The following is a 23,071-nucleotide window of genomic DNA, read 5'->3' on the forward strand; positions in this document are numbered from 1 at the left end:
ACTCGACCTGCCCCGGTGGGGCGCCGGCCCGAGCAAGGCGCACCCGGTGAGCGTCCTGATCGCGCCTGCCCGCCGGCCGCTGCCCTGGTGGACCGGCTCGGCGGACTCGACCGCCTCGACGGACTCGTGGACCCGGTCGCGGCGGTACTCGCGGAACGAGTAGGCGATCGCGCCGGCCCAGATGAGGGCGATGGCGATGTAGACGGCCGCCTGGACACCGCCGGAGGCGCCGATCCAGTCGCTGCGCAGCAGGGTCCGCACGTTGGTGAGGACGATCAGGCCGCCGACGGCGGAGCCCAGGATGCGCGGCGGGATGTGGCGGACGAGCCAGGCCGCGATGGGGGCGGCGACGACGCCGCCGAGCAGCAGGACGGCCACCCAGGCGGGGTCGATGTTCTCCGAGCCGATGCCGAGGAGGAACCCGGCGCTGGCGGCGATGGCGACGAGGAACTCGCTCGCGTCGATGGAGCCGATCACCTTGCGCGGCGCCAGGCGCCCGCTGGCCAGGATCGCCGGGGTGCCGATCGGCCCCCAGCCGCCACCGCCGGTGGAATCGACGAATCCGGCGAGCAGGCCGAGCGGGGCGAGGAACCGCTTGCGCAGCGGCTTGCCCAGGTTGCCGCGCGGCAGGCCGGAGACGGTGAAGCGGACCAGGACGTAGGCGCCCAGGGTCAGCAGGATGATCGACATGACCGGGGCGGCGGCCTCGGTGGACAGGCTCGACAGGAAGGTGGCGCCGGCGAAGGCGCCGGCGGCGCCCGGGATGCCGACCTTCCCCACGACCTTCCAGTCGATGTTGCCGAAGCGCCAGTGTGAGATGCCGGACGCGAGGGTGGTCCCGATCTCGGCGAGGTGGACGGTGGCCGACGCGGCCGCGGGGTTGGTGCCGACGGCCAGGAGCAGCGTCGTCGAGGTGACGCCGTAGGCCATGCCCAGGCTCCCGTCCACCAGTTGTGCCGCGAACCCCACGAGACCCAGGAGTATGAGCGCGCGCACAAGACCTCCCTCCCATTTTTCCGACTTGGCTAGTAGGAAAAATGGTGAATGCGGAAACGGGATCCGTCAAGTGAATGTGAGACAGCCCATCTCGAGATCCGGACGGCTCCGCGGCCCCGCCGGCCCGCGTGGAGATCAGTCCGGCGGCGGGAAGGGGTGGAAGAAGACGGTCTCCCCCTCCCCCTGCAGGCGGACGTCGAACCGGTAGGACCGCTCCCCCGACGGCGAGGCGATCAGGGTGGCGCGCCGTACCGGGTCGAGCCCGGCCGGCGGCGGCGTGCCGCCGGCCGGATAGACGCGGGTCCAGACCGGCTTGAGCAGGCCCCGGGCGAAGACCAGGAGCGGGATGTAGGTGTCCGGCCTGGCGGTGCGGAACCGGTAGGAGCCGTCGGCCCCGGTCGGGCAGCGGCCGAACAGGCCCGGCTGGCAGATCTCCAGCAGCGCGTCGGGCACCGGCTCGCCCGCGCCGTCCAGGACGCGGCCGTGCAGCTCGATCGCGTCCGGATGGTCCTCGGGCACCGCGAAGGGCCCCTCGGCGTACGGCAGGGCGTGGGCGAAGAAGGGGCCCACCGTCTGCGACGGGGTCAGGGGCGGCATCAGTCCTCCTCGAAGGGGGTCGTGCCCAGCACGACGTCCCAGCGGTAGCCGAGCGCCCACTCGGGCTCGGTGGTGTCCAGATCGAAGGCGCAGACGAGCCGTCCGCGGTCCTCCGGCCGGGGCACCGACCGGAAGATCGGGTCGTGGGCGGACAGCGGGTCCCCGGGGAAGTACATCTGGGTGATCAGCCGCTGGGTGAACGCGGTGCCGAACACCGAGAAGTGGATGTGCGCCGGCCGCCAGGCGTTGGGGTGGTTGCGCCAGGGGTAGGCGCCCGGCTTGATCGTGACGAACCGGTATCGGCCGTCGGCGTCGGTCAGGCAGCGGCCGAAGCCGGTGAAGTTGGGATCGAGCGGGGCCGGGTGCAGGTCCAGCGGGTGGGCGTACCTGCCGGTGGCGTTGGCCTGCCAGATCTCCACCAGCGTGTTGGGCACCGCCCGGCCCCGGCCGTCGAGGACGCGGCCGGTGACGATGATGCGCTCGCCGATCGGCTCCCCCTCGTGCTGCCTGGTCAGGTCGTGGTCCAGCGGCCCGACCGCCTGGTGGCCGTAGACCGGGTCGAGCAGCTCCGCCGCCTCGGGGTCGGCGGCGGGCCGTACCGGCGGATGCGCGGGGGCGCGCAGCACGGTGCTGCGGTAGGCGGGGGTGAGGTGGTGCGGGTGCGGGTCGTCAGTCACGGGGTGCTCCGGAGTCGAAGGGCAGGCCGACGTAGTTCTCCGCGAGCGTGGTGGCCGCGGCCTCCGAGGAGGTGACGTAGTCGAGGTGGGAGGTCTGCAGGCGCCTGCCGTAGGCGTCGTCGCTGTCGAAGGTGTGCAGCAGCGTGGTCATCCACCAGGAGAAGTGCTGCGCCCGCCAGACCCTCCGCAGGCAGGTGTCGGAGTAGGCGTCCAGCAGCTCGGTGGAGCCGCTCCCGTAGAAGGCGGCCAGGGCCTCGGCCAGCACCCGGACGTCGGCGACGGCCAGGTTGAGGCCCTTGGCCCCGGTCGGCGGCACGATGTGGGCGGCGTCCCCGGCGAGGTAGAGCCGGCCGTGGCGCATCGGCTCGGCGACGAACGAGCGCATCGCGGACAGGTCTCTGGAGATGATCGGCCCCTCGGTCAGCGCGAACCCCGGGACCGTCTCCAGGCGCGCCCGCAGCTCCGCCCAGATCCGGCTGTCCGGCCAGTCGTCCAGCGAGGCGTCCGGCGGGACCTGGAGGTAGAAGCGGCTGATCTCCGGCGAGCGCATGCTGTGCAGCGCGAAGCCCCGCTCGCTGCGGGAGTAGATCAGCTCCTCGGCCGACGGCGGGACCTGAGCGAGGATGCCGAGCCAGGCGAACGGATAGTCCCGCTGGAAGATCGACAGGACCCCGTCGGGGATGGAGGGCCGGCTGACCCCGTGGAACCCGTCGCAGCCCGCGATGACGTCGCAGTCGAGGCGCCGGCCCAGGAAGGTCAGGTAGGGGTCGGCCGCGAGGGAGTGCAGGGCGACGTCCGGGACGTCGAAGAGGATCTTCCCGCCGTCGGCCAGCCGCCGGGCGATCAGGTCCTTGACGACCTCCTGCTGGCCGTAGACGGTGATGGCCCGGCCCGGGACGAGCCGCTCGAACGGGATCCGGTGCCCGGCCCCGCCGTAGCGCAGCTCGATGCCGTGGTGCGGCAGCCCCTCGGCGCGCATCCGCCCGCCGACGCCCGCCTCGTCGAGCACGTCCACCGTGCCCTGCTCCAGCACGCCGGCCCGCACGCGCTGTTCGACGTACTCCCTGCTGCGTGACTCCAGCACCACCGAGTCGATGCCCCGCAGATGGAGGAGATGGGACAGCAGCAGCCCGGCGGGGCCCGCTCCGACGATCCCGACCTGAGTGCGCATGGGCCGAGCATTCCCCACCGCCGCGACCTCCGCGCCCCGGTCTTCCGCTCAGCGGAAGACGCCGGAGAGCGCGGTCGAGCCGTCCGGGAGTCATTGACAAAATCAAATTTTACGTACTAGTTTGTTTTTGCGATGAGAGAAGTCCTGTACCTGGAACAGATCGAGCAGGCCGAGGCCCTGCTCAAACCGCAGCGCGTCGAGGTGCTGCGGCAGCTCGCCGAGCCGCGCACCTGCACCGAGGTCGCGGCCCGGCTCGGCCAGACCCCGCAGCGGGTCTACTACCACGTCAAACGCCTGGTCGACGCCGGTCTGGTCGAGCAGGTGTCCGAGCGCAGAGTGCGCGGCATCCACGAAGGCATCTACCAGGCCGGGGCCCGCGCCTACTGGCTGTCGCCCCGCCTGGTCGGCCGGATCGGCCTGCGCAGGGCGCAGGACGAACTGAGCCTGGGCTACCTGCTCGACCTCATGGAGGAGGTCCAGGCCGACATCGCCGCGCTCGACCGGACGGCGTCGGAGCTGCCGTCCGTCGGCGTCTCCGGAGAGATCCACGTGCCGCCGGAGCGCCGCCAGGAGTTCCTGAACGACCTGCAGACCGCGCTGCGGGACATTTTCACCCGCTACGGCGGCGCCGAAGGCGACGCCTTCAAGCTCGCCGTCGCCTGCTACCCCAAAGGAGAGCCCCGTGAGTGAGCCGATGACCCTGCACGCCCGTGTCGCCGCCTCCGCCAAGGAGGTCCACCGCGCCCTGACCGACCCCGCGGCGCTGCGCGTCTGGCTGGCCGAGCACGCCGAGGTCGACCTGCCGCACCGCTACGCGTTCTGGGGCCGCCACACTCCCGAGGGCCAGGAGCCCCACCAGCGCCTCCTGCACGTCGACGACCACACCCTGCGCTTCGCCTGGCTGCTGGACGGCGAGGAGACCACCGTCGAGTTCCGCCTGACGGAGGAGAGCCCGGAGTCGACCGTCATCACGCTGTCGCAGACCCATTTCGACTTCCAGGACGTCGTCACCGGCGCCAGCATCCGGGGCGTGCTGCAGACCTTCTGGGCGCTGGCCGTCGCCAACCTGGTCGACCACCTCGAAGGCCGCCCCCTCACCCCGATGTGCGACTTCACCTCCGCGCGGCTCCGGGAAGAGGTCGTCATCGACGCGTCGCGGGAGGCGGTCTACGACTCCCTCGTCGACTCCGGCAAGGTCAGCCGCTGGTTCGGCTTCCCCATCGAGATCGAGCCCCACGTCGGCGGGCGCTTCGCCATGGGCGGCTTCGAGGCAGGCCAGGCCGCGAAGATCATCGACCTCGACCCCGGCCGCACTCTGTCGGTCGACTGGGCCGACTACGGCGTCACCACCTGGGAGCTGGAGGACTCCGGCGGCGGGACCCGGCTCACCTTCGTGCAGAGCGGCTTCAGCACCGGGCAGACGCCCTACGCCACCTGGATGGGCTGGCTCAGCGGCATCGCCGAGCTGCGCCGCTTCCACGAGCTGGCCGACTGGCGCCCGATCTGGCTGGACGCCCCGGAAGGGGCGGCCGCCGAGGAGGCCACCGTTCGGTGACGCCCCGCGGAGCGATCCCTGCCACACTCCTGCCGCGCTCCTGCCGCGCTCCTGCCGCGCTCCTGCCGCGCTCCGGTCACACTCCTGCCGCTCGCCGCAGCGGTGGCGGGCGAGCGGGCGGGACGGGCCGGCGTGACCGGCGCCGAGGCCGGTCGGCACCCCCGGGCCAGGGGCATGGCATCGCTCCACCCCTCCGGCTCCCAGAAAGTTCAGTGAAGACGTTTCACATCCAGCGACCGTGATCACGCCGTCCATGTCGGTCGATCACCATGACCCGGGAAGGACCCCCGAGATGCGCAAGATCATCGCCTCCACCTACAGCACGCTCGACGGCTTCATCGACAACCCGCACCTGTGGTCCATGCAGCACAACAGCGACGACGCGATGGCCTACGCCTTCGCCATGACCACCGGGTGCGACGCGCTGCTGCTGGGCCGCACCACCTACGAGGGCATGGCCCAGGCCTGGCCGAACATGGGCGGCAACCCCTACGCCGACCACGTCAACGGCATCACCAAATACGTCGTCGCCTCCCAGCCGGTCGAGACCGGCGCCTGGGCCCCCACGGTCGTGATCCCCGGAGACGACCTGGCCGCCCAGGTCACCAAGCTCAAGGAGCAGGCCGGCAAGGACATCCTGATCTGGGGCAACGGCCGGCTCACCGACGACCTCGCCCGGCACGGCCTGCTGGACGAATACCGCGTCTGGATCTACCCCGTCATCAAGGGCGAGGGCGAGCCCCTGTTCCGCCCCGGCAGCGCCACCCCCGTCGAACTGGCCGACAGCACCACCTTCGACTCCGGTGTCGTCGTCCTCACCTACCGGACGGCCGGCGCCTGAGCAGGCCGGGACGGCCACCACCCGGGCCGGTGGTGGCCGCCGCCCCAGGGCGCCGCCCCGAAGGAACCGCCCCAGGGCTCCGCCCCAAGGAGCCGTCCCTCGGAGAGCCGCCCCTCGAAGGGCCACCCCTCGGAGGGCCGCCGCGACGAGCTCGCCGCCCCTACCGCCGGCGCGACACCGTGGCCAGGTCGCGGGAGAGCGCACCGGCGGCGGTCAGCACCGCGGGGGCCAGCCGCCGCAGGTCGGCGCTGTGCCGCCAGGCCACCAGCGACAGCGCCGCCACCACCCGGTCGCCGGGCCCGCGCACCGGCACCGCGACCGAGCAGGTACCCAGCGACATCTCCTCCTGGGTGCAGGCGACGCCGGTCCGCTGGATCTCCCGCAGCTCGGCCCGGAGCCGCACCGGATCCACCACCGTGCTGGGCGTGTGCGCGGTGAGCCCACCGGCCAGCACCCGCTCCACGGTCTCGGGTCCGGCGAAGGCCAGCAGCACCTTGCCGACGGCGGTGGCGTGCAGCGGCAGCTCTCCCGCCACCCGCGAGACGATCGGCACGGACGTGGGCCCGCGCAGCCGCTCCACATACAGCGCCCGATCGCCGCGGAGCACGGCGAGCTGCACGTTCTCCCGGGTGGCGGCGTAGAGGTCCTCCATGTACGGCAGGGCCAGCTCGCGCAGCTCGCGCGGCTCGGCCGCCTGGGCGCCGATCTGCCACAACCGCATCCCGACCCGGTAGGACCCGTCGGGCAGCCGCTCCACGAAACCCCCGTCGGTCAGCTCCCTGACCAGCCGGTGCCCGGTGGCCGGCGGCAGCTCGGCCCGGCGGCAGATCTCGGTGAGGGTCAATCGCGCGTCTCCGGGCAGGAACGCGCCCAGGATGGCCATGACCTTCCCGGTGACCGTCGGCGCCCGCACGTCCCTCAGCCTAGGCGTGAGGCGAGGATCCCGGCACGGGCGAGCTGCACCTGGCGGGCTTTCTTCGCCGCGTAGCCCAGCAGCGGGCCGTTCCAGGCGTGCACCACGAGCGTGTCCTCGACCTCGGTCCCGCCGTCCTTCCCGGCGAGGGCGAAGCGGTAGTCCAGCCGCACCCCGCCGGGACTGTTCACCTTCCCCTCCACGGTCCGCGGCGTGCTGCGCAGCGTCACCTTGATCAGGTTGTCGTAGTTGACCAGGCCGAGGAACCTGAAGCGCTCGACCGAGGTGTAGCGGGTCTCCTCTCCGTCCTGCTGGATGTCCTTGACCGCGACGACCAGCGGGGAGAGCCCGACATAGCTCTGCGGCTGGCTCAGGTGCGCGCGGAGCGCCTCCGGAGTGTTGCGGACGTGGAAGGTATGGCGAAGTGTTGCCTTCGGCACCGTTCTGCCCCCGTTCAAGATTTTTACTGGGAGACACTAACGGGTTCGGCCATGTACCACCGGGCATGTTGCTCACCTCGTGTGAGGGAATCGAGTCTCCGGGGCAGTTCGCGGCGGGAGAAGGGGTCGGCTCCGGCGTTGCGGATGTGGATGCCCACGGCGTACATGTCCCGGACCTCCATGAGGGTGGAGTATCCCGGCCACGAGCGCAGATCGCTGCCGTAGGCGTCGGCGAAGGCGTCCACGTCGGCGGCCGTCAGGCCGAAGCGGCGCTGGCCGTGGTAGGTGTGGACCAGGTCCCACTCGCGCGGCCCGACCGCGACGCCGTCCCAGTCGCAGAGCACCACGTGCCCGTCGGTGCAGCGCAGCAGGTTGTCGATCCAGGCGTCGCCGTGCAGCAGCACCGGGGAGCCGTCCATGCCCAGGCCCGCCCAGCGTTCGGTCAGCTCCGCGATGCGGTCGCGCAGCCAGGCCCGCTGGCAGGCGGTGAGCTCCTCGGAGCGGTCCACGGCGCGGCGCACCTCCGACAGCGGGTCGGCGAACCGCTTCAGCGCCACCGGCGGCACCGGCAGCAGGTGCAGGCTGCGCAGGATCTCGCCCAGCTCCGTGGTGGTGGGACGGCCGCTGGCCGGGACGTAGTGCCAGAACGTGACGACCCTTCCGTCGTGGACCACGGGCTGCTCGGAGATCTCGTCGGCCGGGCGCACCGCGGGGAAGCCCTGCTGGGCCAGCCAGCGGGCCACCGCGAGCACGACCGGCAGGCGGGTCAGCGCGTTGGGCGCGGTGGCGATCCGGACCACGATCTCGCTGCGCAGCTTGAAGACGGCGTTGCTGCGCACCCGCAGCAGCTCGGCGTCCCTGTGGTCGATCCCGAGATCCTCGCAGACTTCGCGCAGGACCGTGAACGCCTCCTCCGCGAGCGGGCCCATCAGCTGACCGGCGTGGCGTCGGCGAGCAGTTCGCTCAGGCGGCGCACCGCCACCGCCTTGTGCCGGCCGGGCGGTACCTCCGTCAGCAGCGCCCGGGCACGGTTGACCACGATGGAGGTGCGGTGCTCCGGCGGCACCTGGAGCAGGGCCTTCTGGGCCAGGTGGCAGGCGTCCTCGACCTTGCCGCCGCGGATCAGGTGCGCGGCCTGGTCGAGCAGGATGAGCACCGGGTCGATGGCGTAGGGGCCGGAGGGGCCGGGCGTCCAGTCGACGTCCTCGCCCAGCTCGATCAGGGTGCCGATCCGGTAGAACTGCAGCCGCCGCTCCGAGAAGCGGAAGGCCAGGTGGTCGTGGCCCTCCGGGGGCATCCTGGCGAAGATCCGCTCGGCCTCCGCCAGCGCGATCCTGGCGGCCTTGTGCTCGCCCATCCTGGCCAGCGCCCGCGCCTCCGCCGCCGCGCCGAGCGCCGCCGGGGAGCTGGGCGCGCTCCCGGCGAGCATCCGGGCCTCGCGGGCGAGCCGTACGGTCTCGGCCAGGTCGCCGTAGTAATAGGGGAGCATCGCCTGCTGCGCCCGGACCAGGGCGCGCAGCCGCAGATCGCCCATGTCGTCGGAGGCGGTGCGGGCGGTGCCGTACCAGGCGTGCGCCTGGCGGGTGTCGCCGAGCTTCATCAGCGCGTCGGCCGACAGCAGCGCGAGCATCACGGTGGCGTTGAGCAGGCGGCGCTGGGCCATCGCGGGCTGGCGGGCCGCCGAGAGCGTCCGCACGTCCGACAGCTCCAGCATCAACCGGTAGAGCATCGGCAGCGGGGCGCTGGTGATGTATTCGCGGCGGTAGCGCAGCACCTGCTCGTCGAGCCGGTCGAGCTGCTCCTCGGAGACGGTGGCGACGGCGAGCGTGCGGTCCAGGTCCTGGCGGGTCCGCTCGACCTCGGCGAGCAGCCGCCCGCTCATCGCGAACCGGGAGCCGAGCAGCGCGTGGTGGAACAGCGCGCGGCGCTCCATGTCGTCGTCGATCCGCTCCTCCGCCTGGTACGGCGAGCGGCCCTCGGCGCCGGAGACGACCACGATCTTGACCCCGCCGTCGTCCTCGCAGTAGTCGCCGGCCAGGCCGAGCCGTACCGCGTTGGCCCGGTAGAGCCGCGCCAGCAGGTCGATGGTCTGCGGCCGGGGCCTGGCCCGGTTGTTCTCCCAGGCGTTGAGCAGGTCGATGCTGGCCCGCGCCGCGCCGAGCCCCTGGCGCTCGCACAGCTCCTCCAGCTCCTGGACCGACTGCCTGGCCGACCATCCCCGGGCCAGCCGGTGCGCCTTGAGCAGGCTCACCCCGCAGCAGCCGTGGATGGCCTGGGTGGTCTGCCAGAGCGTCCACTGGCGGGCCTCGGCCTGCCCGCGCCAGCGACGCGCACACGCGGGCGAATGCTCACCTCGGGCCACGGCGCCTCCCGGTCGCTGTTCACACAAGATTAACGAGAGCGCACCACAGCGTAAGCGTGCCTGTGCATTGCATTCCCTTTATCCGCGGGTTTTCCACGGAACATCGGTGAGTTTCCGGTCTATTCCACTGATCCCCACCCCGGTCTGAAGCGGGGCCGATTGCCTGACCTGCCGCAAAACCGCACTCTGCTGGAAAGCCCCCATCGCCCGCCAGGAGTGATCCGGATGACGGCAGAGCACGGCGAGGCCGTCGACCATCTACGACGGCTAGCCGCCCAACTGGAGGCGCACTCGTTCCAGGTGCGTCTGAAAGCTCCCGCGGGGCTCTTCCCCCGCCTTCATGTGATCAATCCGATGGTCCCGGCCAGGACGGAGGACGTCCTCGCCGCCCACGAGGCGGACGGCGAATGGTGGTTCTGGCTGTCCTGGGCCGGACGCATCGGACATGCCGAAGATGTCGCCACGGCTGCGGAACGTGTGGCTAGTGTGCTTCATGTGATACGCAGATAGGTGATTCTTGGGCTTCACATGGGTAGCACCCGTTGATCAAGCCCAGAAGGGAGCGCGACCGTGAAAAGGATTCAGGTCATCCAACGTCCGCGTCCACCGCGTGAGCCGGCCCCGCTCGACCTGCGGAGCCCCTCAGGCAGGCAACTGCCTTTCTGACAGCCGGGACAGGCCGACGGCGGAGAGTCGACCGGCGCTCCCCGCCGGACACCCCCACCGCCGGTCCCCGAGCCCGCCCCCGCGAGGGAGCCCGGCACCCGCGCCGCGGAGACCGGGATCTCGCGCTGCAAGGAGCGAGATCACTCCCTGCAAGAGGCCGTCAAGCGGCCTGCAGGCATCCCGGCGGACCTTGTCCTCATGACCGACACCCCGTTCACCGCAAGTGTCAGCGTGGTGGTCCCCGCTCTGAACGAAGCCGCCAACCTGCCACACGTCTTCGCGACCCTGCCCGCCTGGATCGACGAGGTCGTCCTCGTCGACGGCAACTCCACCGACGACACCGTCGCCGTCGCCAGAGCCCTCCGTCCCGGCCTGCGCGTCGTCACCCAGACCCGCCGGGGCAAGGGCAACGCCCTCACCGAGGGGTTCGCCGCCGCCACCGGCGACATCATCGTCATGATCGACGCCGACGGGTCCACCGACGGCCGGGAGATCATCGCCTTCGTGACCACGCTGGTCGAGGGCGCCGACTTCGCCAAGGGCTCCCGCTACGCCCCCGGAGGCGGCTCCGACGACATCAGCCCCACCCGCTCGCTCGGCAACCGGATGCTCACCCTGGTGACCAACCTGCTGTACGGCACCCGTTACACCGACCTGTGCTACGGCTACAACGCGTTCTGGGCACGCCATCTCGGCGCCCTCGCCCTCGACTGCGACGGTTTCGAGATCGAGACCCTGATGAACGTCCGCGCCGCCCGGGCCGGCCTCGTGATCCGCGAGGTCCCCAGCCACGAGCGCTGCCGCATCCACGGTGTCAGCAACCTGCACGCCGTACGGGACGGCCTGCGGGTGCTCCGGACCATCCTGCGCGAACGCGCCCGCCGTACGGCCCGGCCCGTCGCGGTCCCGTCCACCACGCTCCCGTCCACCACGCTCCCGCCCGCCCCGGCCGCGTCCGCCACGCTCCCGTCCACCCCGGCCGCGTCCGCCGGGCCCGCGCGGATGCCCCTGCCGGCCCCGACGGAACGGAATGTGCCAGTCTTGGATCATGCGCTACATAGTGGTGGGGGCCGGGGCCGTCGGCGGGACCATCGGAGGAAGGCTGTTCCAGAGCGGGCATGACGTGGTGCTCGTCGCCCGCGGCGCGCACTATGACGCGCTCAAGCGCGACGGCCTGCGCCTGGCCACCCCCGCTTCCACCGAGACGCTCGACATCCCGGCCGCCTCCGGGCCGGTCCGGCTCCGCGACGACGACGTGCTGATCCTCGCGGTCAAGTCGCAGGACACGGTCGCCGCGCTGGACCCCTGGCCGCGGCACCTGCCCGTGGTGTGCGCGCAGAACGGGGTGGCCAACGAGCGGATGGCGCTGCGGCGGTTCGACCACGTGTACGGCATGTGCGTCTGGCTGCCCTCCTCCCATCTCGAACCCGGCGCCGTGACCGCCTACGGCGCTCCCATGTCCGGCATGCTGCAGCTCGGGCTCTACCCCGGGGGCACCGACGAGCTGTCCGAACAGCTCGCCGCCGACCTCCGCAAGAGCTTCTTCGCCGGATCCGCCGTACCCGATGTGATGCGGTGGAAGTACGCCAAGCTGCTGGGCAACCTGGGCAACGCCTACGAGGCGCTCTGCGGCCACGCGCCCGGCCACGAGCCGATCCTGGAACGGGTGACGGCCGAGGGCAGGGCGGTCCTCGACGCGGCCGGCATCGCCTACGCCTCCCCCGACGAGGAGGCCGCCAGGCGCGGCGACCAGGTGCGGACCGAGCCGGTCGGAGGGGACCCGCGAGGCGGCGGCTCGTCCTGGCAGAGCCTGGCCAGGGGCAGCGGCACGATCGAGGCCGACTACCTCAACGGCGAGATCGTCCTGCTCGGCAGGGAGCTGGGCATCCCCACACCGGCCAACGAGGTGCTCCGGCGCGAGGCCAACCGCTCAGCCCGCGAGCGGCTCCTCCCGGGCTCGATGTCCCCCCGGACCCTGACCGGACTGATCGACGCCCACGCCGCCGCCTCCGGCGCCCGCTGACGGCGCCGGCCCCCGCTCGACACGCTGGGCTGATCACGCGAACTCCGACGCCGGGCGCTCCCGCAGGACGCCGTCCACGTGGACCTCGACCTTCTCGTCGCAGAAAGCGGCCGGCCCGGCGATCCGCCGGCGGCGGGGGGCTCGGGGGCGCGGACCGTCTCGTGGGTCTGCGCCCGGACCCGTCGGGACAGGCGTGGGTGACCGTCAGCGTGGGGGGACCGCGTCGACCAGTCGTCTGACCGCCTCGAGGTCACCGGTCACCGTGAGCACGCCGTCGCCGATCGCCGAGGTCAGTGAACGTTCGTGGCTCAGCACGGACTGCAGCGCGAGGTGGTCGCTCTCAAGGCATGCGTCAGCCGGGCCGGACGCCTGGCCGCGCGCGACGGTGACGAGTTCGCCGTCGACGACCTCGACGCGGTAGACGTCGCGCTCCAGGGTGATCCGGTACGTCGCGGTCCACGGCGCGTCCGGCTGCGGCACGAAGAAGGCGCGCAGGCCGAGCAGTACGGTGTCGGCGCTGATCCCTCCGGTCAGCGGCACGACCGGTGAGCGCATGCCCCAGGTCCGCAGCGCCGCGAACACCGGCTCCAGCTCGGCGCCCCATTCGGTGAGCTCATACGTCCTGCTGGCCGCCGGCGGGGGCAGCGTACGCCTGCGCAGCACGCCGACCGCCTCCAGGTCACGCAGCCGCTGTGCGAGCACGCTGGGGCCGAGTCCGGGCAGGGCGGCCTGCAGGTCAGCGTAGCGGCGCGGCCCGAGGCGCAGCTCGCGCACCACCAGCAGCGCCCAGCGCTCGCCGATCATGTCGAGCGCGTGGGCGATGGGGCACGCCTGCCCGTACGTCCGCTTCCCGGCCTTCTCCGCGGCCTGCCCGGAGGTCTTCTCAGGGCTCTTCGCGCTTGCCATCGCCACCTCGTCCCGTAGCCGACCAACTTTTACTACGAAAATAGTAGCATCAACTTCGATTATCGAAGTATGGTTACGGCGAGACACACTCGTCCCCGGCCGAGGAGGCACCCCATGCACGACAGCCAGCCGACCACGGGCCCGTCCCGGTCCACCCCCCGGGAGACGGTGCACGCCAACGGCGTCGAGCTGGCCGTACAGGCCTTCGGCGACCCGGCCGCCCCCGCGATCCTGCTCATCTCGGGCGCGGAGGCGTCGATGGACTGGTGGGACGACGACTTCACCGCCCGACTCGCCGCGTCCGGCCGTTACGTGATCCGCTACGACACCCGCGACACCGGCCGCTCCACGACGTTCCCGGTCGGCGCGCCGACGTACACGCAGAACGACCTGCTCGCCGACGCGGTCGGCGTGCTCGACGCGTACGGCCTGGCCGCAGCGCACATCGTGGGCGTCTCGATGGGCGGGGGTCTGGCACAGCGGTTCGGCATCGAGCACCCGGAACGGGTCCTGTCACTCACCTTGATGTCCACCAGCCCCGGCGGGCCCGGCGGTCCGGACAATCCCGACCTGCCGCCGATGAGCGAGCCGTTGGCCAAGATGTTCGAGGAGCCGGCCCCCGGCCCCGACTGGTCCGACCGCGACGCGGTCATCGCGTACTTCCTCGCCGCCGAGCACGCCTTCTCCGGCACGATCCCGGTCGACGAGGAGCACGTACGCCGCACCGCCGGGCGCGCTTTCGATCGCAGCCCGGTCCCGGCCGCCGCGTCGAACCACTGGATGATCGAGGGCAGCGGGCCGATCCGCTCCCGCCTCGGCGAGATCACCGCACCGACCCTGGTCCTGCACGGCACCGAGGACCCGCTCTTCCCCTACGGGCACGCCGAGGCACTGGCCCGCGAGATCCCCGGGGCCTGGCTGGTCCCGCTGCCCGGCATGGGCCACCAGATGCCGCCGCGCCAGGTGTGGGACACGGTCATCCCGGCGATCGTCGGACACACCGAGCTCGGCGTGCGGTGAACGACCGCGGGCGCGACCCCTGATCCCCGGCCCGACCGCCGCCCGGCGCGCACGGCGCCGCAGACGGTGATCACATGGGTCCGTAGCGGGTCTCGCCGTGGTGGTGTACGGCGCGGACGCCCCGCCCGCCGGAGGCGTGCGTGGCCGCCTCGATCATGGGGCGGTCCCCGTCCTCAGGCGCCCAGCAGACAGGTGTATGGCTGGCGCCTCCGCTCAACGGATACACGTAGGCCACACCAACCGTTTCGGCAGGTTCACCCTGTTTTTCACAGATCGAGTAGCTCGCTACGTCCCAAGTCGCGCCACCCGTACAGGGAGTGGGGCCGTCTGTCTCAAGTCCCCGAGTGCCATCGCAGTCCCTGATGGAATCACGCCAGACGGAGTCACATGTCGCGGCCTGCCGGAAGATGCCGTCCCCGAGATCCCGCAGGCAGTTGATTCTCATCTTGAGCCCGAACGCGCACTCGTTCGGAGAGAGACCCTCACCCGCGCACACGAGATATTTGTCGAGAAGATCGGAGCAGCCGACCCTCAACGTTTGGCACAGACCGAGGACCTCGATATATGTCGAGCAGAACGCGTCGTCGCCCCGCCCGTCGTCGCGACACTCGTAGTAGGCGTCCCGCGCCTTCACGCAGTCGAAGTCGCCGGCCGGATCGAAATGGCCCGGACAGCGTGACAGCTCTCTTTCACCCGCGGCGCACACCTCGTCGGACCTGCTGGGAGTCCCCGTCCGGCACGCCAGATAGGAGTCGAACGACCTGGCGCAGTCCGCTCCACTACGGAAGGGGGCCCGCTCCCCGAATCTGCATTCAATGCGGACGATCAACGCCTGCTGGCACAACGTGGCGGAGGCTTTCACCGGATGACGCTTGACACAGGCTCCGTATCCCGGAGCTTTCGAGCGGCAGTCCAATCCTCTCGGCCCCTTACCCTTCGGGCAGATATCGTCGGCCGCGACACGCGAACCATCGCCGCCCAGGAAATGCCAGGACGGCTGCGACCGCGGGATCTTCGGAGGCGCCGCGCCCGTGGAGCAACCGGCCAGGAAGACGACGGCCATGAGTGCCGTCAGCACACCCCGGACCCACCACCCCACTGCGACCACGCACCCTCCTGATCGGTCCATGCCCGGCATCAGCCCGCAGGCGCCGATCAACTCTGCCGGATCGTCCCCGTCGGCGGCAAGATGCGCCGTGACGCCCTGCACGTGATGACAGGTCGTTGCTCGGCGGCATTGCGGAATCAGCGCCGTCGGCCTCGGCGTGGCACGCCTCCCACGGTCCTACCGGCGCCCTGGGTCCGGGCCGAGGTCACCGGGCTGTGTCAGGCCGCTCTCGTAGGCCAGGATGACCAGTTGGACGCGGTCGCGCACGTCCAGCTTGGCGATGGCCCTGGTGATGTGGGTCTTGGCGGTGAGCGGGCTGATGACGAGGCGTCCGGCGATCTCGTCGTTGGACAGGCCGAGCGCGACGAGCCGGACCACCTCCAGCTCCCGGGCGGTGAGGGCGGCCAGCCGCCGCCCGGCACCGGGAACGCCGGGAGCGAGGTCCCGCCGGTGGGCGAACCGCTCGACGACGCGGCGGGTGACGCCCGGGGACAGCAGCGCGTCCCCGCCGGCGACCACGGCGACCGCGCGGCGCAGCTCGGCCGGTTCGACCTCCTTGGTGAGGAAGCCGCTGGCTCCGGCGCCCAGCGCGGCGAAGACGTGCTCGTCGGTGTCGAAGGTGGTCAGGATGATGACGCGGCAGCCGGGGAGGGCGGGGTCGGTGACGATGCGGCGGGTGGCGGCGATGCCGTCGGTGCCGGGCATGCGGATGTCCATGAGGACGACGTCGGGGCGGGTGCTCGCGGCCAGCCGTACGGCCTCCTCGCCGTCGGCGGCCTCACCGACGACGGTGACGTCCCGGGAGCGGGCCAGGAGGCTGCGGAAACCGGCCCGCACGAGTGCCTGGTCGTCGGCGAGGAGCACCTTGATCGTCACAGTGACGAGCCTGCCACAGGGATGTCGGCCTTCACGGCGAAGCCTCCGGGGACCGGGCCGGCGGTGAGCGCGCCCCCGAGGGCGCCCACCCGTCCGCGCATGCCGGCCAGGCCGTGCCCCTCGGGGACGCCCGCGCCGCCGTCGCCCCCGTGGCCGTTGTCGGCGATCTCGACGGTGACCGAGCGCGGCCGGTAGTCGATCGTCACCTCGGCCTTGGCCGCCCCGGAGTGCTTGAGCGTGTTGGCCAGGGCCTCCTGGACGACACGGTAGACGGCGACGGCGGAGGCGGCGGGGACGGCCGAGGGGTCGCCGCGCTCGTCGAAGATCACTTCCAGCCCGGTGGCTCGGGCATCGGCGATGAGCGTGCCTAAGGAGGCGAGGTCGGGCTGGGGCGCGGTACTGCCGGGCCCCTCGCGCAGGACGTCGATGAGGGAGGTGAGGTCGGCCATCGCCCGGCCTCTGACGTCCTGGGCCAGGCGCAGCGCGGCGGCGGCCTCGGCCGGCTCCTCCTGGAGTGCGTCGGCGGCGACGTTGAGGTGGACGCCGACGACGGCCAGGGTGTGGGCGACGATGTCGTGCACCTCGCGTGAGACGCGCAGCCGTTCCTCGGCGGCGCGGGCGCGGGCGTCGGCCTCGCGCAGCCGCTCGCGCCGGCGCAGCGAGGCGGCGTAGGCGAGTCCCGCGGCGATGAGTGCCGCCAGCAGCAGCCCCTCGCCGGTGACGTGGATGACGTAACGGACCACGTTCCTGTCGAGGACCCACCGGAAGTCGACGGCGGAGTAGACGAGCTGGGCGACGCCGATGGCGGCCACCCAGCGCACGCGGGGGGTGGCGGCGGCGGTGAAGTAGGCGACCGACGCCGGCCAGATCCAGCCGGCGGGGGATTCCCGGGCGAGATGGTAGACGAAGATCGCGGCGATCGACAGCAGCAGCACGGCCATCGGCCGGCGGCGTCGCAGGAGCAGCAGAGCGCCGAGGAACAGGGCGAGGGGGATCGTGCCCTGCCAGGGTGAGCGCACCCCGGTGGCGAGGGCGACAGCGACGAAGAAGACCACGGTGAGGGCGGCGAGCACGAGGTCGACGATCGTGGCGGAGTGACGGACGGAAGCGGGTGCACGTTGCGGGGACGGTTCGGCCATGCGGGGTCCTTCCTCGGGGAGAAGCGGTGACCGGGAGAGCGGTTACCGGAAGACCGGTTACCGGGAGAGCCGTGACCGGGAGACCGGTGATCTCACGCTAGGGCGGGCCGCGTCCGGGCCGCGTCGTCCGCCGGCCGTCATCCGGGCCTGCACCGTCCGAGGTACGGGCTGCACCGGAGGAAGTATGTTGGGGCCCCGGTGCGCCCGCGCCCTCGCGCCCGTCCCCGCCCTGATCACCTCACGCGCCGTCGGCCCGACCTCTCCGCTATCGTGGAAATATCACCGCTATAGTGGAGGGCGTGGAAGACGACGGAGTTCTCTCCAGCGGTCTGTCGATGGCCGAGCTGGGCTCGCGGATCCGGGCCGAGCGCCACGCCCGCGGGCTGTCCATCGAACGGCTGGCCGAGTCGAGCGGGATCAGCCGGAGCATGGTGTCGGAGGTCGAGCGGGGGGCCAAGACCCCGAGCGTGCTCGTCCTGGACCGGCTGGCCACGGCGCTGGGCACCTCGATCGCGCGGCTGCTGGACGAGCCCGGGCGCCGGACGCCGCGGGTGCTCCGCCGGGCCGAGCAGCGCGTGCTGCGCGACCCGTCCGGATGGGAACGGCGCATCCTGTCTCCCGTGCTGCCGGAGGTGGAGTTCGAGTTCATGCGGACGACCATCGGCCCGGGCGTCGACGCCGGGGAGTTCGCCCCGCACGCGCCGGGATCGCGGGAATACGTGGCCGTCGAGTCCGGCCGGCTGCGGCTCACGCTCAACGACCGGCCGCATGCCCTGCACGCCGGGGATTCGGCCTACTACCCGGGTGACTGCCGCCACGCCTTCGCCAACGACGGCGACACCGACTGTGTGTACTACCTGGCCATGGAGTTGGGCGGCCCCTCGGCCGCGCACCACGGTCCGCGAAAGGGGATGCTCGATGGATGAGCTGCGCCAGGCCGCCGGGAAGGCGGCCGACCTCATGGCCGACCACCTCGGGCACGTCCGCCAGGAGCCGGTCTGGCGGCCGGTGCCGGCCGACGACCGCCTCTGGCTGACCGCCCAGCGGCTGCCCGAGACCGGCCGGGGGCTGGAGGAGCTGGTGGAGGACGTGCGCGGCCGGGTGATGCGCCATCCGATGGGCAACGGGCATCCCCGGTTCTTCGGCTGGGTGAACTCCCCGCCCTCCCCGGCGGGCGTGCTCGTCGAGCCGCTGGCCGCCGCCCTGAATCCGAGCTGCGCGGGCGGCGAGCACGCCGGCCCCCTGCTGGAGCGCACCGTCGTGCGCTGGCTGGCCGACCTCGTCGGCTACCCCCATCCGCCGGGCGGCGGGCTGCTGACCAGCGGAGCGTCCATGGCCACCATCGTCTGCCTGGCCACCGCCCGGCAGCGGGCGGCACGCCAGGACGGATGGGACGCGCGCGAGGAAGGGCTGTCCGGGCGGGCGCCGATGGTCCTGTACGTCTCGGCCGAAGGGCACAGCTGCCTGCGCAAGGCTGCCGAGCTGCTCGGGCTGGGGGCGCGGCAGGTGCGCACGGTGCCGGTCGACGGCGCCTACCGCATGGACGTCCGCGCGCTCCGGTCGATGATCGCCGAGGACCTGTCGGCGGGCCTGCGGCCGTTCTGCGTGGCCGCGAGCGCGGGCACCGTCAACACCGGCGCCGTCGACCCGCTCGACGAGATCGCCGACGTCGCCGCCGAGAACCGGCTGTGGTTCCACATCGACGGCGCCTACGGCGCGCTCGGCGTCCTGGCCGACGGCGCCGCCCCCGGCTACGCGGGGATGGACAGGGCGGACTCGCTGGCGCTGGATCCGCACAAGTGGCTCGGTGTCCCGGTGGGCTGCGGGTGCGCGCTGCTGCGCGACCCGTCGGCGGCCCGTGACGCCTTCAGCCTGGTTCCCGCCTACCTGCAGGACGACAACGCCGACGAGCTCGGCTGGTTCTCCGAGTACGGGACGGAGCAGACACGCCCCTTCCGGGCGCTGAAGACCTGGGCGACGATGTCACATCTCGGCCGGCAGGGCATCACCCGGCTCGTGAACCACACGGTGGGGCTCGCCCGCACCCTGGCCGTCATGGTCGACGACGCCGGCGACTTCGACCTCCTCGCCCCCGTCACCACCTCCATCGCCACGTTCCGGTACCGCCCGGCGCCGGAGGTCACCGGCGACCGGCTCGACGCGCTCAACCGCGCCATCCCCACCGCCGTCCAGCGGCGGGGCAACGCCTTCCTCACCGGCACCCGCCTGGGCACGGACGACGCCCTGCGCGCCTGCATCCTCCACCCGGACACCACCGAGGAGGACCTGGCCGTCCTGCTCGACGAGATCCGCGCGGCCGCGGAAGAGATCGCCTGGTGACCACCCGCGTGCTGGTGCGCGACCTCGGCGGGGTGGCCCGCCGGCACGGATGGCACGCTGTCCGGTCCCGCACGCCGGACACCCTGGCCGACACGCTCGGCGAGCACGCCGCGCCGGAGCCGTCCCCCGCCTGATCACGTGGGACGGCCCGGGGCGCTCAGCGGCCGAGCCGTACGGTGACCGTCTTCGAGCCGCCACCCCGGTCCGCCAGCCGCCCGAAGGCGAGCGTCAGCCCCGACCCGGTCTCGGCGCCCGTCAGGAGCGGGTGGCCGTGGAGCACCTCGGCCACCGGCCGGTCCCAGGTCACGGTCAGCCCGCTCAGCTCGCGCCGGGGGTCCGACACGGTCAGCGTGGCCGTGCCGTCGGCGCGCTCCCTGACGAGGACCGCACACGGGGCGGAGGCGGCCAGGCCGCCGACGGCCCCGTCGTTCCAGAAGTTGACGGCGGTGATCCCGAGCGACGGGACCTGGACGCCCTGCCGGCGGGCGGTGTTGGCGAGCACGCGCGCCCAGCCGGGATCGGCGGCGCGGGCCCGGGTCTCCGCCAGGCCGGCCCCCGGCAGGATCAGGTAGACGTAACCGGCCGAGGCGGGATCGACACCGTGGTCGAGCCAGAGAGTCACGTAGCCGCGGGTCACCGGGTCCGGGCCGCCGGTGCGTTCCTCGCGCAGCGTGCGCAGGCGGGCGCAGGGCAGGACATAGCCGCCGTGCCCCTCCAGGTGCGCCCAGCCCTCGGTGCCGTCCACGGTGAGAGGCGCGTCGGTCCTGCGGTTGTCCACGATGGTCTCGACCGGCACGCCGTCCCCGCCGGTGATCCCGGCGCCCAGGCAGACCACCGCGTCGTCGAGGAAGAACCACGACTTGAAGGCCTCCATCGTGCTCCCGAAGCCGTTCAGGTGCTGGCCGACCGTCGCGTAGGTGCCGTCGGTGGCGCCGCCTACCCAGCGGCCCGGCGGGCAGGTGTCGCCCCACTCCTCACCGGCGCCGTCGGCCAGCCGCCGGGTGGAGACGGTCGTGCCCGGCAGGCGGTAGGGGTCGACGGTGGCCCAGAAGGCGTCGGAATACTGGTCGCCGTGGCCCTCGCCCCACCAGTAGAGCATCCCCGATCCGGTGTGCCAGCCGCGCAGGTTCTCGCCGTTGCCGTACTCGTAGTGGCCGATCCGGTAGGAGGCCATGCTGAGCCCCGCGCACCAGCCCGGCCTGCGATGGACGGCGCGGGCGCTCATCGCCAGCAGCCGGTGCCCGGTGGGTTCGTCGGCCGCGGGGATCGCGTCGTCGTCCAGGACCGCGGCGAGACGGGCGTGGAACCCCAGATCGCTGCCCTCGGCCGCCTTGAGCATGGGCTTGCAGGTGTTCCGCAGCGCCCACCCCTTGACCATGGCCTGCCAGCGGGCCCGCTCGGCGGCGGAGGCCGCCTCCCCCAGCAGCAGGATCGAGGAGGCGATCTCCCGTCCCCTCCTGTGGTCACCGTACGGCTGCCTGCCGATCCCGCGGCCGCTGACGAGGTCCATGCAGAAGCCGTCGTGGACGACCGGCGCGAACGACCTCTCGACGGCGTCGAGAACGATCTGCCTGGCCGGGTCGGTGATCTCCCACGGCGAGCCGCGCAGCACCGCGAACAGCGTCGCGAGCCCGGACAGCAGCACCGCTCCGTATCCGCCCTGGTAGGGGACGGAGGTGTGCTGGAGGAACGAGCCGTCCCGGTAGAGCCCGTCGCCCTCGTGGACGTAGGGGAAGACCGGGGAGAGCGCCGAGGCGGCCAGCGCGGCCTTGCCCGGGTCGGATCCGAGGACGGCGCGCAGCAGCGTCACCGTGCACAGGTCCACCCGGTTGGCCCCGGTGCTGGTGCCGCTGTAGTCGTCCAGGCGGCACTCGGGCAGGAAGTGGTCCACCGCGTCCCGCAGTGCCCTGCTCTGCCGCTCGGCCAGGTGGGGACCGATCAGCACGGCCGCGTCGAGGAGCTTCTTGGGGGCGCCGATCTGCCAGTCCCACCAGTTGCCGGCCGGGTCCGCGCCCGCGGCGTACACGTGCCGCCGGTAGTGGTCGACGCCGGTGGCGACGGCCGCGGCCAGGCCCACGTCGCCGGTCAGGCCGGTCCCCGGCAGGGCGTAGGCGCGGGCCATGGTCCGCAGCCGCGCCGGGGTGCCCGTGAAGGAGGGGAACGCCAGGTCGGGCCAGAGCGAGGCGCCGGTCGGCGCCATGGCGTCCCGGTAGCCGGCCGCCGCCGCCCCCAGCCCCGCCAGCCGGGTCAGGTACGGCTCGGCCGCCGGGTCGAACCCCGACCCGGCCGTCACGTCCCGCCAGCGGCGGCGCAGCAGGGCGAAGGGATCGTCTCCCGCGGGCGCGGCATGCCCCGGGATCAGCGCGCCGGCCGTGGCGGCACCGCTGAGCTGGAGAAATATCCGCCGGGAATATCCATTCACGCGTCGATTATCACGTGAAGATCCAGAGCCTCGTCACCGGTCTCCCCGCCGGACCGGACCGCCCTCCGGCCTGACCCGACCTGGAGATCTCCGGCCTCCTCGGGGACAGGGGCGCCGCGGACACGGACACTAGAATCTGATTCTGTGAAAGACAACAGTGCGTTCTTCGTCCTCAAGAACGACGTGCTCGTCCCCGCCCCCCATGCCTGCAGCCCCTGGTCACCGGACATGCTGCACGGCCGGCTGCTCGGCGGCCTGGCCGCGAGGGCGATCGAGGCGGAGCACGGCGATCCGGATCTCCACTTCGCCCGGCTGACCGTCGACCTGTTCCGCAACAGCCCGCTCCTGCCGCTGAGCGTGGACACGGTCCGGGTGCGGGAGGGCCGCAGGATCCGGGTGGCCGACGCCACCGTGCGGAGCGAGCAGGGCGTGGTCGCACGGGCCAGTGCCGTGCTCCTGCGCGGGAGCGGGCAGCCGGCGGGCGAGACGTGGTCCACCCCGGCCTGGGACGCGCCCTCCCCCGCGGAGCTCGGCCCGCCCCCGCCGGACGCCGTGGCGCTGCCGTTCGACCTCTGGCGGCTGACCGACTGGGCCGAGGCCGGCCCCAACCGGGTCTGGCTCAGGGAGACCCATCCGCTGGTCGAGGGTGAGGCGGTGTCGCCGTTCGTGCGCGCCGCACTGGTCGCCGACTTCGCCAGCCCGCTGAGCAACTCCGGTACGGCGGGCCTGCACTTCATCAACGCCGACTACACCCTCACCCTCAGCCGCCCGCCGGTCGGCGAGGAGTTGGGCATGGAGTCGAGCGGCCACCTGAGCGACGGAGGCATCGCGACCGGCCACTGCACGCTGCACGACGCCTCGGGCCCGGTCGGCTACTGCCTGGTGACCGCCGTGGTCAACCCGGGAAGCGTCCTCGGCCGCCAAGAAGCGGGCTGAGGACGTGGAGCCGGCCGCCGCCCACCCGCCCTGGCCGCGCCGCCGGTCGAGCCCCCGGGGCACCGGACGGGCGGCCCCCGGAT

General features: G+C 72.5%; 24 protein-coding genes. 11 read left to right on the forward strand and 13 right to left on the reverse strand.

Annotated elements, in window-relative coordinates; all coding sequences use genetic code 11:
• The 4 genes from ACWDS7_RS22265 to ACWDS7_RS22280 form a co-directional block, all read right to left on the reverse strand.
• Positions 1 to 996, reverse strand: a 996-nt coding sequence (locus ACWDS7_RS22265; RefSeq protein WP_451930816.1) for a sulfite exporter TauE/SafE family protein, incomplete at its 3' end; no start/stop codon positions are given.
• A 135-nt stretch (positions 997 to 1,131) separates the two neighbouring features.
• Positions 1,132 to 1,593: a protocatechuate 3,4-dioxygenase subunit alpha gene (locus tag ACWDS7_RS22270; RefSeq protein WP_451930817.1), complete on the reverse strand. Its 462-nt coding sequence runs from the start codon at positions 1,591 to 1,593 to the stop codon at positions 1,132 to 1,134.
• Positions 1,593 to 2,270, reverse strand: coding sequence for a protocatechuate 3,4-dioxygenase subunit beta (gene pcaH / locus ACWDS7_RS22275; RefSeq protein WP_306865824.1), 678 nt, complete (start codon positions 2,268 to 2,270; stop codon positions 1,593 to 1,595). Before pcaH ends, ACWDS7_RS22270 begins: the two co-directional genes overlap by 1 nt.
• Entirely contained in the window at positions 2,263 to 3,441 is a 1,179-nt protein-coding gene (locus tag ACWDS7_RS22280) for a 4-hydroxybenzoate 3-monooxygenase (RefSeq protein WP_451930818.1), read from the reverse strand. Before ACWDS7_RS22280 ends, pcaH begins: the two co-directional genes overlap by 8 nt.
• Positions 3,442 to 3,573: 132 nt before the next feature.
• On the opposite strand from ACWDS7_RS22280, the gene ACWDS7_RS22285 reads away from it, so the two are divergent.
• The 3 genes from ACWDS7_RS22285 (at position 3,574) to ACWDS7_RS22295 (ending at position 5,837) form a co-directional block, all read left to right on the forward strand.
• A complete protein-coding gene (locus ACWDS7_RS22285; protein WP_451930819.1) occupies positions 3,574 to 4,131 on the forward strand; it encodes a helix-turn-helix domain-containing protein in 558 nt (185 codons plus the stop codon).
• Positions 4,124 to 4,996 carry an SRPBCC domain-containing protein gene (locus ACWDS7_RS22290; protein WP_451930820.1) on the forward strand — a complete coding sequence of 291 codons (873 nt, stop codon included), beginning with the start codon at positions 4,124 to 4,126 and terminating at the stop codon, positions 4,994 to 4,996. Before ACWDS7_RS22285 ends, ACWDS7_RS22290 begins: the two co-directional genes overlap by 8 nt.
• Positions 4,997 to 5,288: 292 nt before the next feature.
• Entirely contained in the window at positions 5,289 to 5,837 is a 549-nt protein-coding gene (locus ACWDS7_RS22295) for a dihydrofolate reductase family protein (protein WP_451930821.1), read from the forward strand.
• Positions 5,838 to 5,997: 160 nt separating this feature from the next.
• On the opposite strand, the gene ACWDS7_RS22300 is transcribed toward ACWDS7_RS22295, so the two are convergent.
• From ACWDS7_RS22300 to ACWDS7_RS22315, 4 genes are read right to left on the reverse strand one after another with little or no spacing between them, the layout of a single operon-like run.
• Positions 5,998 to 6,750: an IclR family transcriptional regulator gene (locus ACWDS7_RS22300; RefSeq protein ID WP_306865813.1), complete on the reverse strand. Its 753-nt coding sequence runs from the start codon at positions 6,748 to 6,750 to the stop codon at positions 5,998 to 6,000.
• Positions 6,751 to 6,755: 5 nt separating this feature from the next.
• The gene (locus ACWDS7_RS22305; RefSeq protein WP_451930822.1) at positions 6,756 to 7,190 is read right to left on the reverse strand and encodes an SRPBCC family protein; all 435 of its coding nucleotides are present in this window, start codon (positions 7,188 to 7,190) and stop codon (positions 6,756 to 6,758) included.
• 23 nt (positions 7,191 to 7,213) lie between these two features.
• Positions 7,214 to 8,119 carry a phosphotransferase enzyme family protein gene (locus ACWDS7_RS22310; RefSeq protein WP_306865810.1) on the reverse strand — a complete coding sequence of 302 codons (906 nt, stop codon included), beginning with the start codon at positions 8,117 to 8,119 and terminating at the stop codon, positions 7,214 to 7,216.
• Positions 8,119 to 9,552 carry a helix-turn-helix domain-containing protein gene (locus tag ACWDS7_RS22315; RefSeq protein WP_306865808.1) on the reverse strand — a complete coding sequence of 478 codons (1,434 nt, stop codon included), beginning with the start codon at positions 9,550 to 9,552 and terminating at the stop codon, positions 8,119 to 8,121. The genes ACWDS7_RS22310 and ACWDS7_RS22315 overlap by 1 nt, the downstream gene beginning before the upstream one ends.
• A 225-nt stretch (positions 9,553 to 9,777) precedes the next feature.
• Between ACWDS7_RS22315 and ACWDS7_RS22320 the strand changes: the two genes are divergently transcribed.
• The 3 genes from ACWDS7_RS22320 to ACWDS7_RS22330 all read left to right on the forward strand — a co-directional run bounded on the left by ACWDS7_RS22320 (position 9,778) and on the right by ACWDS7_RS22330 (position 12,241).
• A complete protein-coding gene (locus ACWDS7_RS22320; protein WP_306865806.1) occupies positions 9,778 to 10,062 on the forward strand; it encodes a hypothetical protein in 285 nt (94 codons plus the stop codon).
• 354 nt (positions 10,063 to 10,416) lie between these two features.
• Entirely contained in the window at positions 10,417 to 11,340 is a 924-nt protein-coding gene (locus ACWDS7_RS22325) for a glycosyltransferase family 2 protein (RefSeq protein ID WP_451930823.1), read from the forward strand.
• Positions 11,267 to 12,241 carry a ketopantoate reductase family protein gene (locus tag ACWDS7_RS22330; protein WP_451930824.1) on the forward strand — a complete coding sequence of 325 codons (975 nt, stop codon included), beginning with the start codon at positions 11,267 to 11,269 and terminating at the stop codon, positions 12,239 to 12,241. Before ACWDS7_RS22325 ends, ACWDS7_RS22330 begins: the two co-directional genes overlap by 74 nt.
• 204 nt (positions 12,242 to 12,445) lie before the next feature.
• Here ACWDS7_RS22330 and ACWDS7_RS22335 read toward each other — a convergent pair whose 3' ends face one another.
• Positions 12,446 to 13,147 (reverse strand): winged helix-turn-helix transcriptional regulator, encoded by a 702-nt coding sequence (locus ACWDS7_RS22335; RefSeq protein ID WP_451930825.1) that lies wholly within the window; start codon positions 13,145 to 13,147, stop codon positions 12,446 to 12,448.
• 114 nt (positions 13,148 to 13,261) lie between these two features.
• Here ACWDS7_RS22335 and ACWDS7_RS22340 point away from each other — a divergent pair, with 114 nt between their 5' ends.
• Positions 13,262 to 14,167, forward strand: coding sequence for an alpha/beta fold hydrolase (locus ACWDS7_RS22340; protein ID WP_451930826.1), 906 nt, complete (start codon positions 13,262 to 13,264; stop codon positions 14,165 to 14,167).
• A 70-nt stretch (positions 14,168 to 14,237) separates the two neighbouring features.
• Here ACWDS7_RS22340 and ACWDS7_RS22345 read toward each other — a convergent pair whose 3' ends face one another.
• The 3 genes from ACWDS7_RS22345 to ACWDS7_RS22355 all read right to left on the reverse strand — a co-directional run bounded on the left by ACWDS7_RS22345 (position 14,238) and on the right by ACWDS7_RS22355 (position 17,290).
• Positions 14,238 to 15,275, reverse strand: a complete 1,038-nt coding sequence (locus ACWDS7_RS22345; RefSeq protein ID WP_451930827.1) for a hypothetical protein — start codon at positions 15,273 to 15,275, stop codon at positions 14,238 to 14,240.
• Positions 15,276 to 15,452: 177 nt separating this feature from the next.
• The gene (locus ACWDS7_RS22350; protein ID WP_451930828.1) at positions 15,453 to 16,151 is read right to left on the reverse strand and encodes a response regulator; all 699 of its coding nucleotides are present in this window, start codon (positions 16,149 to 16,151) and stop codon (positions 15,453 to 15,455) included.
• On the reverse strand, positions 16,148 to 17,290 hold the full coding sequence (locus tag ACWDS7_RS22355) for a sensor histidine kinase (protein WP_451930829.1): 1,143 nt from the start codon (positions 17,288 to 17,290) through the stop codon (positions 16,148 to 16,150). The genes ACWDS7_RS22350 and ACWDS7_RS22355 overlap by 4 nt, the downstream gene beginning before the upstream one ends.
• Positions 17,291 to 17,589: 299 nt before the next feature.
• Here ACWDS7_RS22355 and ACWDS7_RS22360 point away from each other — a divergent pair, with 299 nt between their 5' ends.
• The 3 genes from ACWDS7_RS22360 to ACWDS7_RS22370 are packed head-to-tail and all read left to right on the forward strand — an operon-like array spanning position 17,590 to position 19,764.
• Positions 17,590 to 18,216 (forward strand): helix-turn-helix domain-containing protein, encoded by a 627-nt coding sequence (locus tag ACWDS7_RS22360; protein ID WP_451930830.1) that lies wholly within the window; start codon positions 17,590 to 17,592, stop codon positions 18,214 to 18,216.
• A complete protein-coding gene (locus tag ACWDS7_RS22365; protein ID WP_451930831.1) occupies positions 18,209 to 19,630 on the forward strand; it encodes a pyridoxal phosphate-dependent decarboxylase family protein in 1,422 nt (473 codons plus the stop codon). The genes ACWDS7_RS22360 and ACWDS7_RS22365 overlap by 8 nt, the downstream gene beginning before the upstream one ends.
• On the forward strand, positions 19,627 to 19,764 hold the full coding sequence (locus ACWDS7_RS22370; RefSeq protein ID WP_451930832.1) for a hypothetical protein: 138 nt from the start codon (positions 19,627 to 19,629) through the stop codon (positions 19,762 to 19,764). The genes ACWDS7_RS22365 and ACWDS7_RS22370 overlap by 4 nt, the downstream gene beginning before the upstream one ends.
• A gap of 23 nt (positions 19,765 to 19,787) precedes the next feature.
• On the opposite strand, the gene ACWDS7_RS22375 is transcribed toward ACWDS7_RS22370, so the two are convergent.
• Positions 19,788 to 22,052, reverse strand: coding sequence for a polysaccharide lyase 8 family protein (locus ACWDS7_RS22375; RefSeq protein ID WP_451930833.1), 2,265 nt, complete (start codon positions 22,050 to 22,052; stop codon positions 19,788 to 19,790).
• A gap of 144 nt (positions 22,053 to 22,196) precedes the next feature.
• On the opposite strand from ACWDS7_RS22375, the gene ACWDS7_RS22380 reads away from it, so the two are divergent.
• Positions 22,197 to 22,988: an acyl-CoA thioesterase domain-containing protein gene (locus ACWDS7_RS22380; protein ID WP_451930834.1), complete on the forward strand. Its 792-nt coding sequence runs from the start codon at positions 22,197 to 22,199 to the stop codon at positions 22,986 to 22,988.
• Positions 22,989 to 23,071: the final 83 nt, after the last annotated feature.

This window comes from Streptosporangium sp. NPDC003464, from assembly GCF_053588315.1.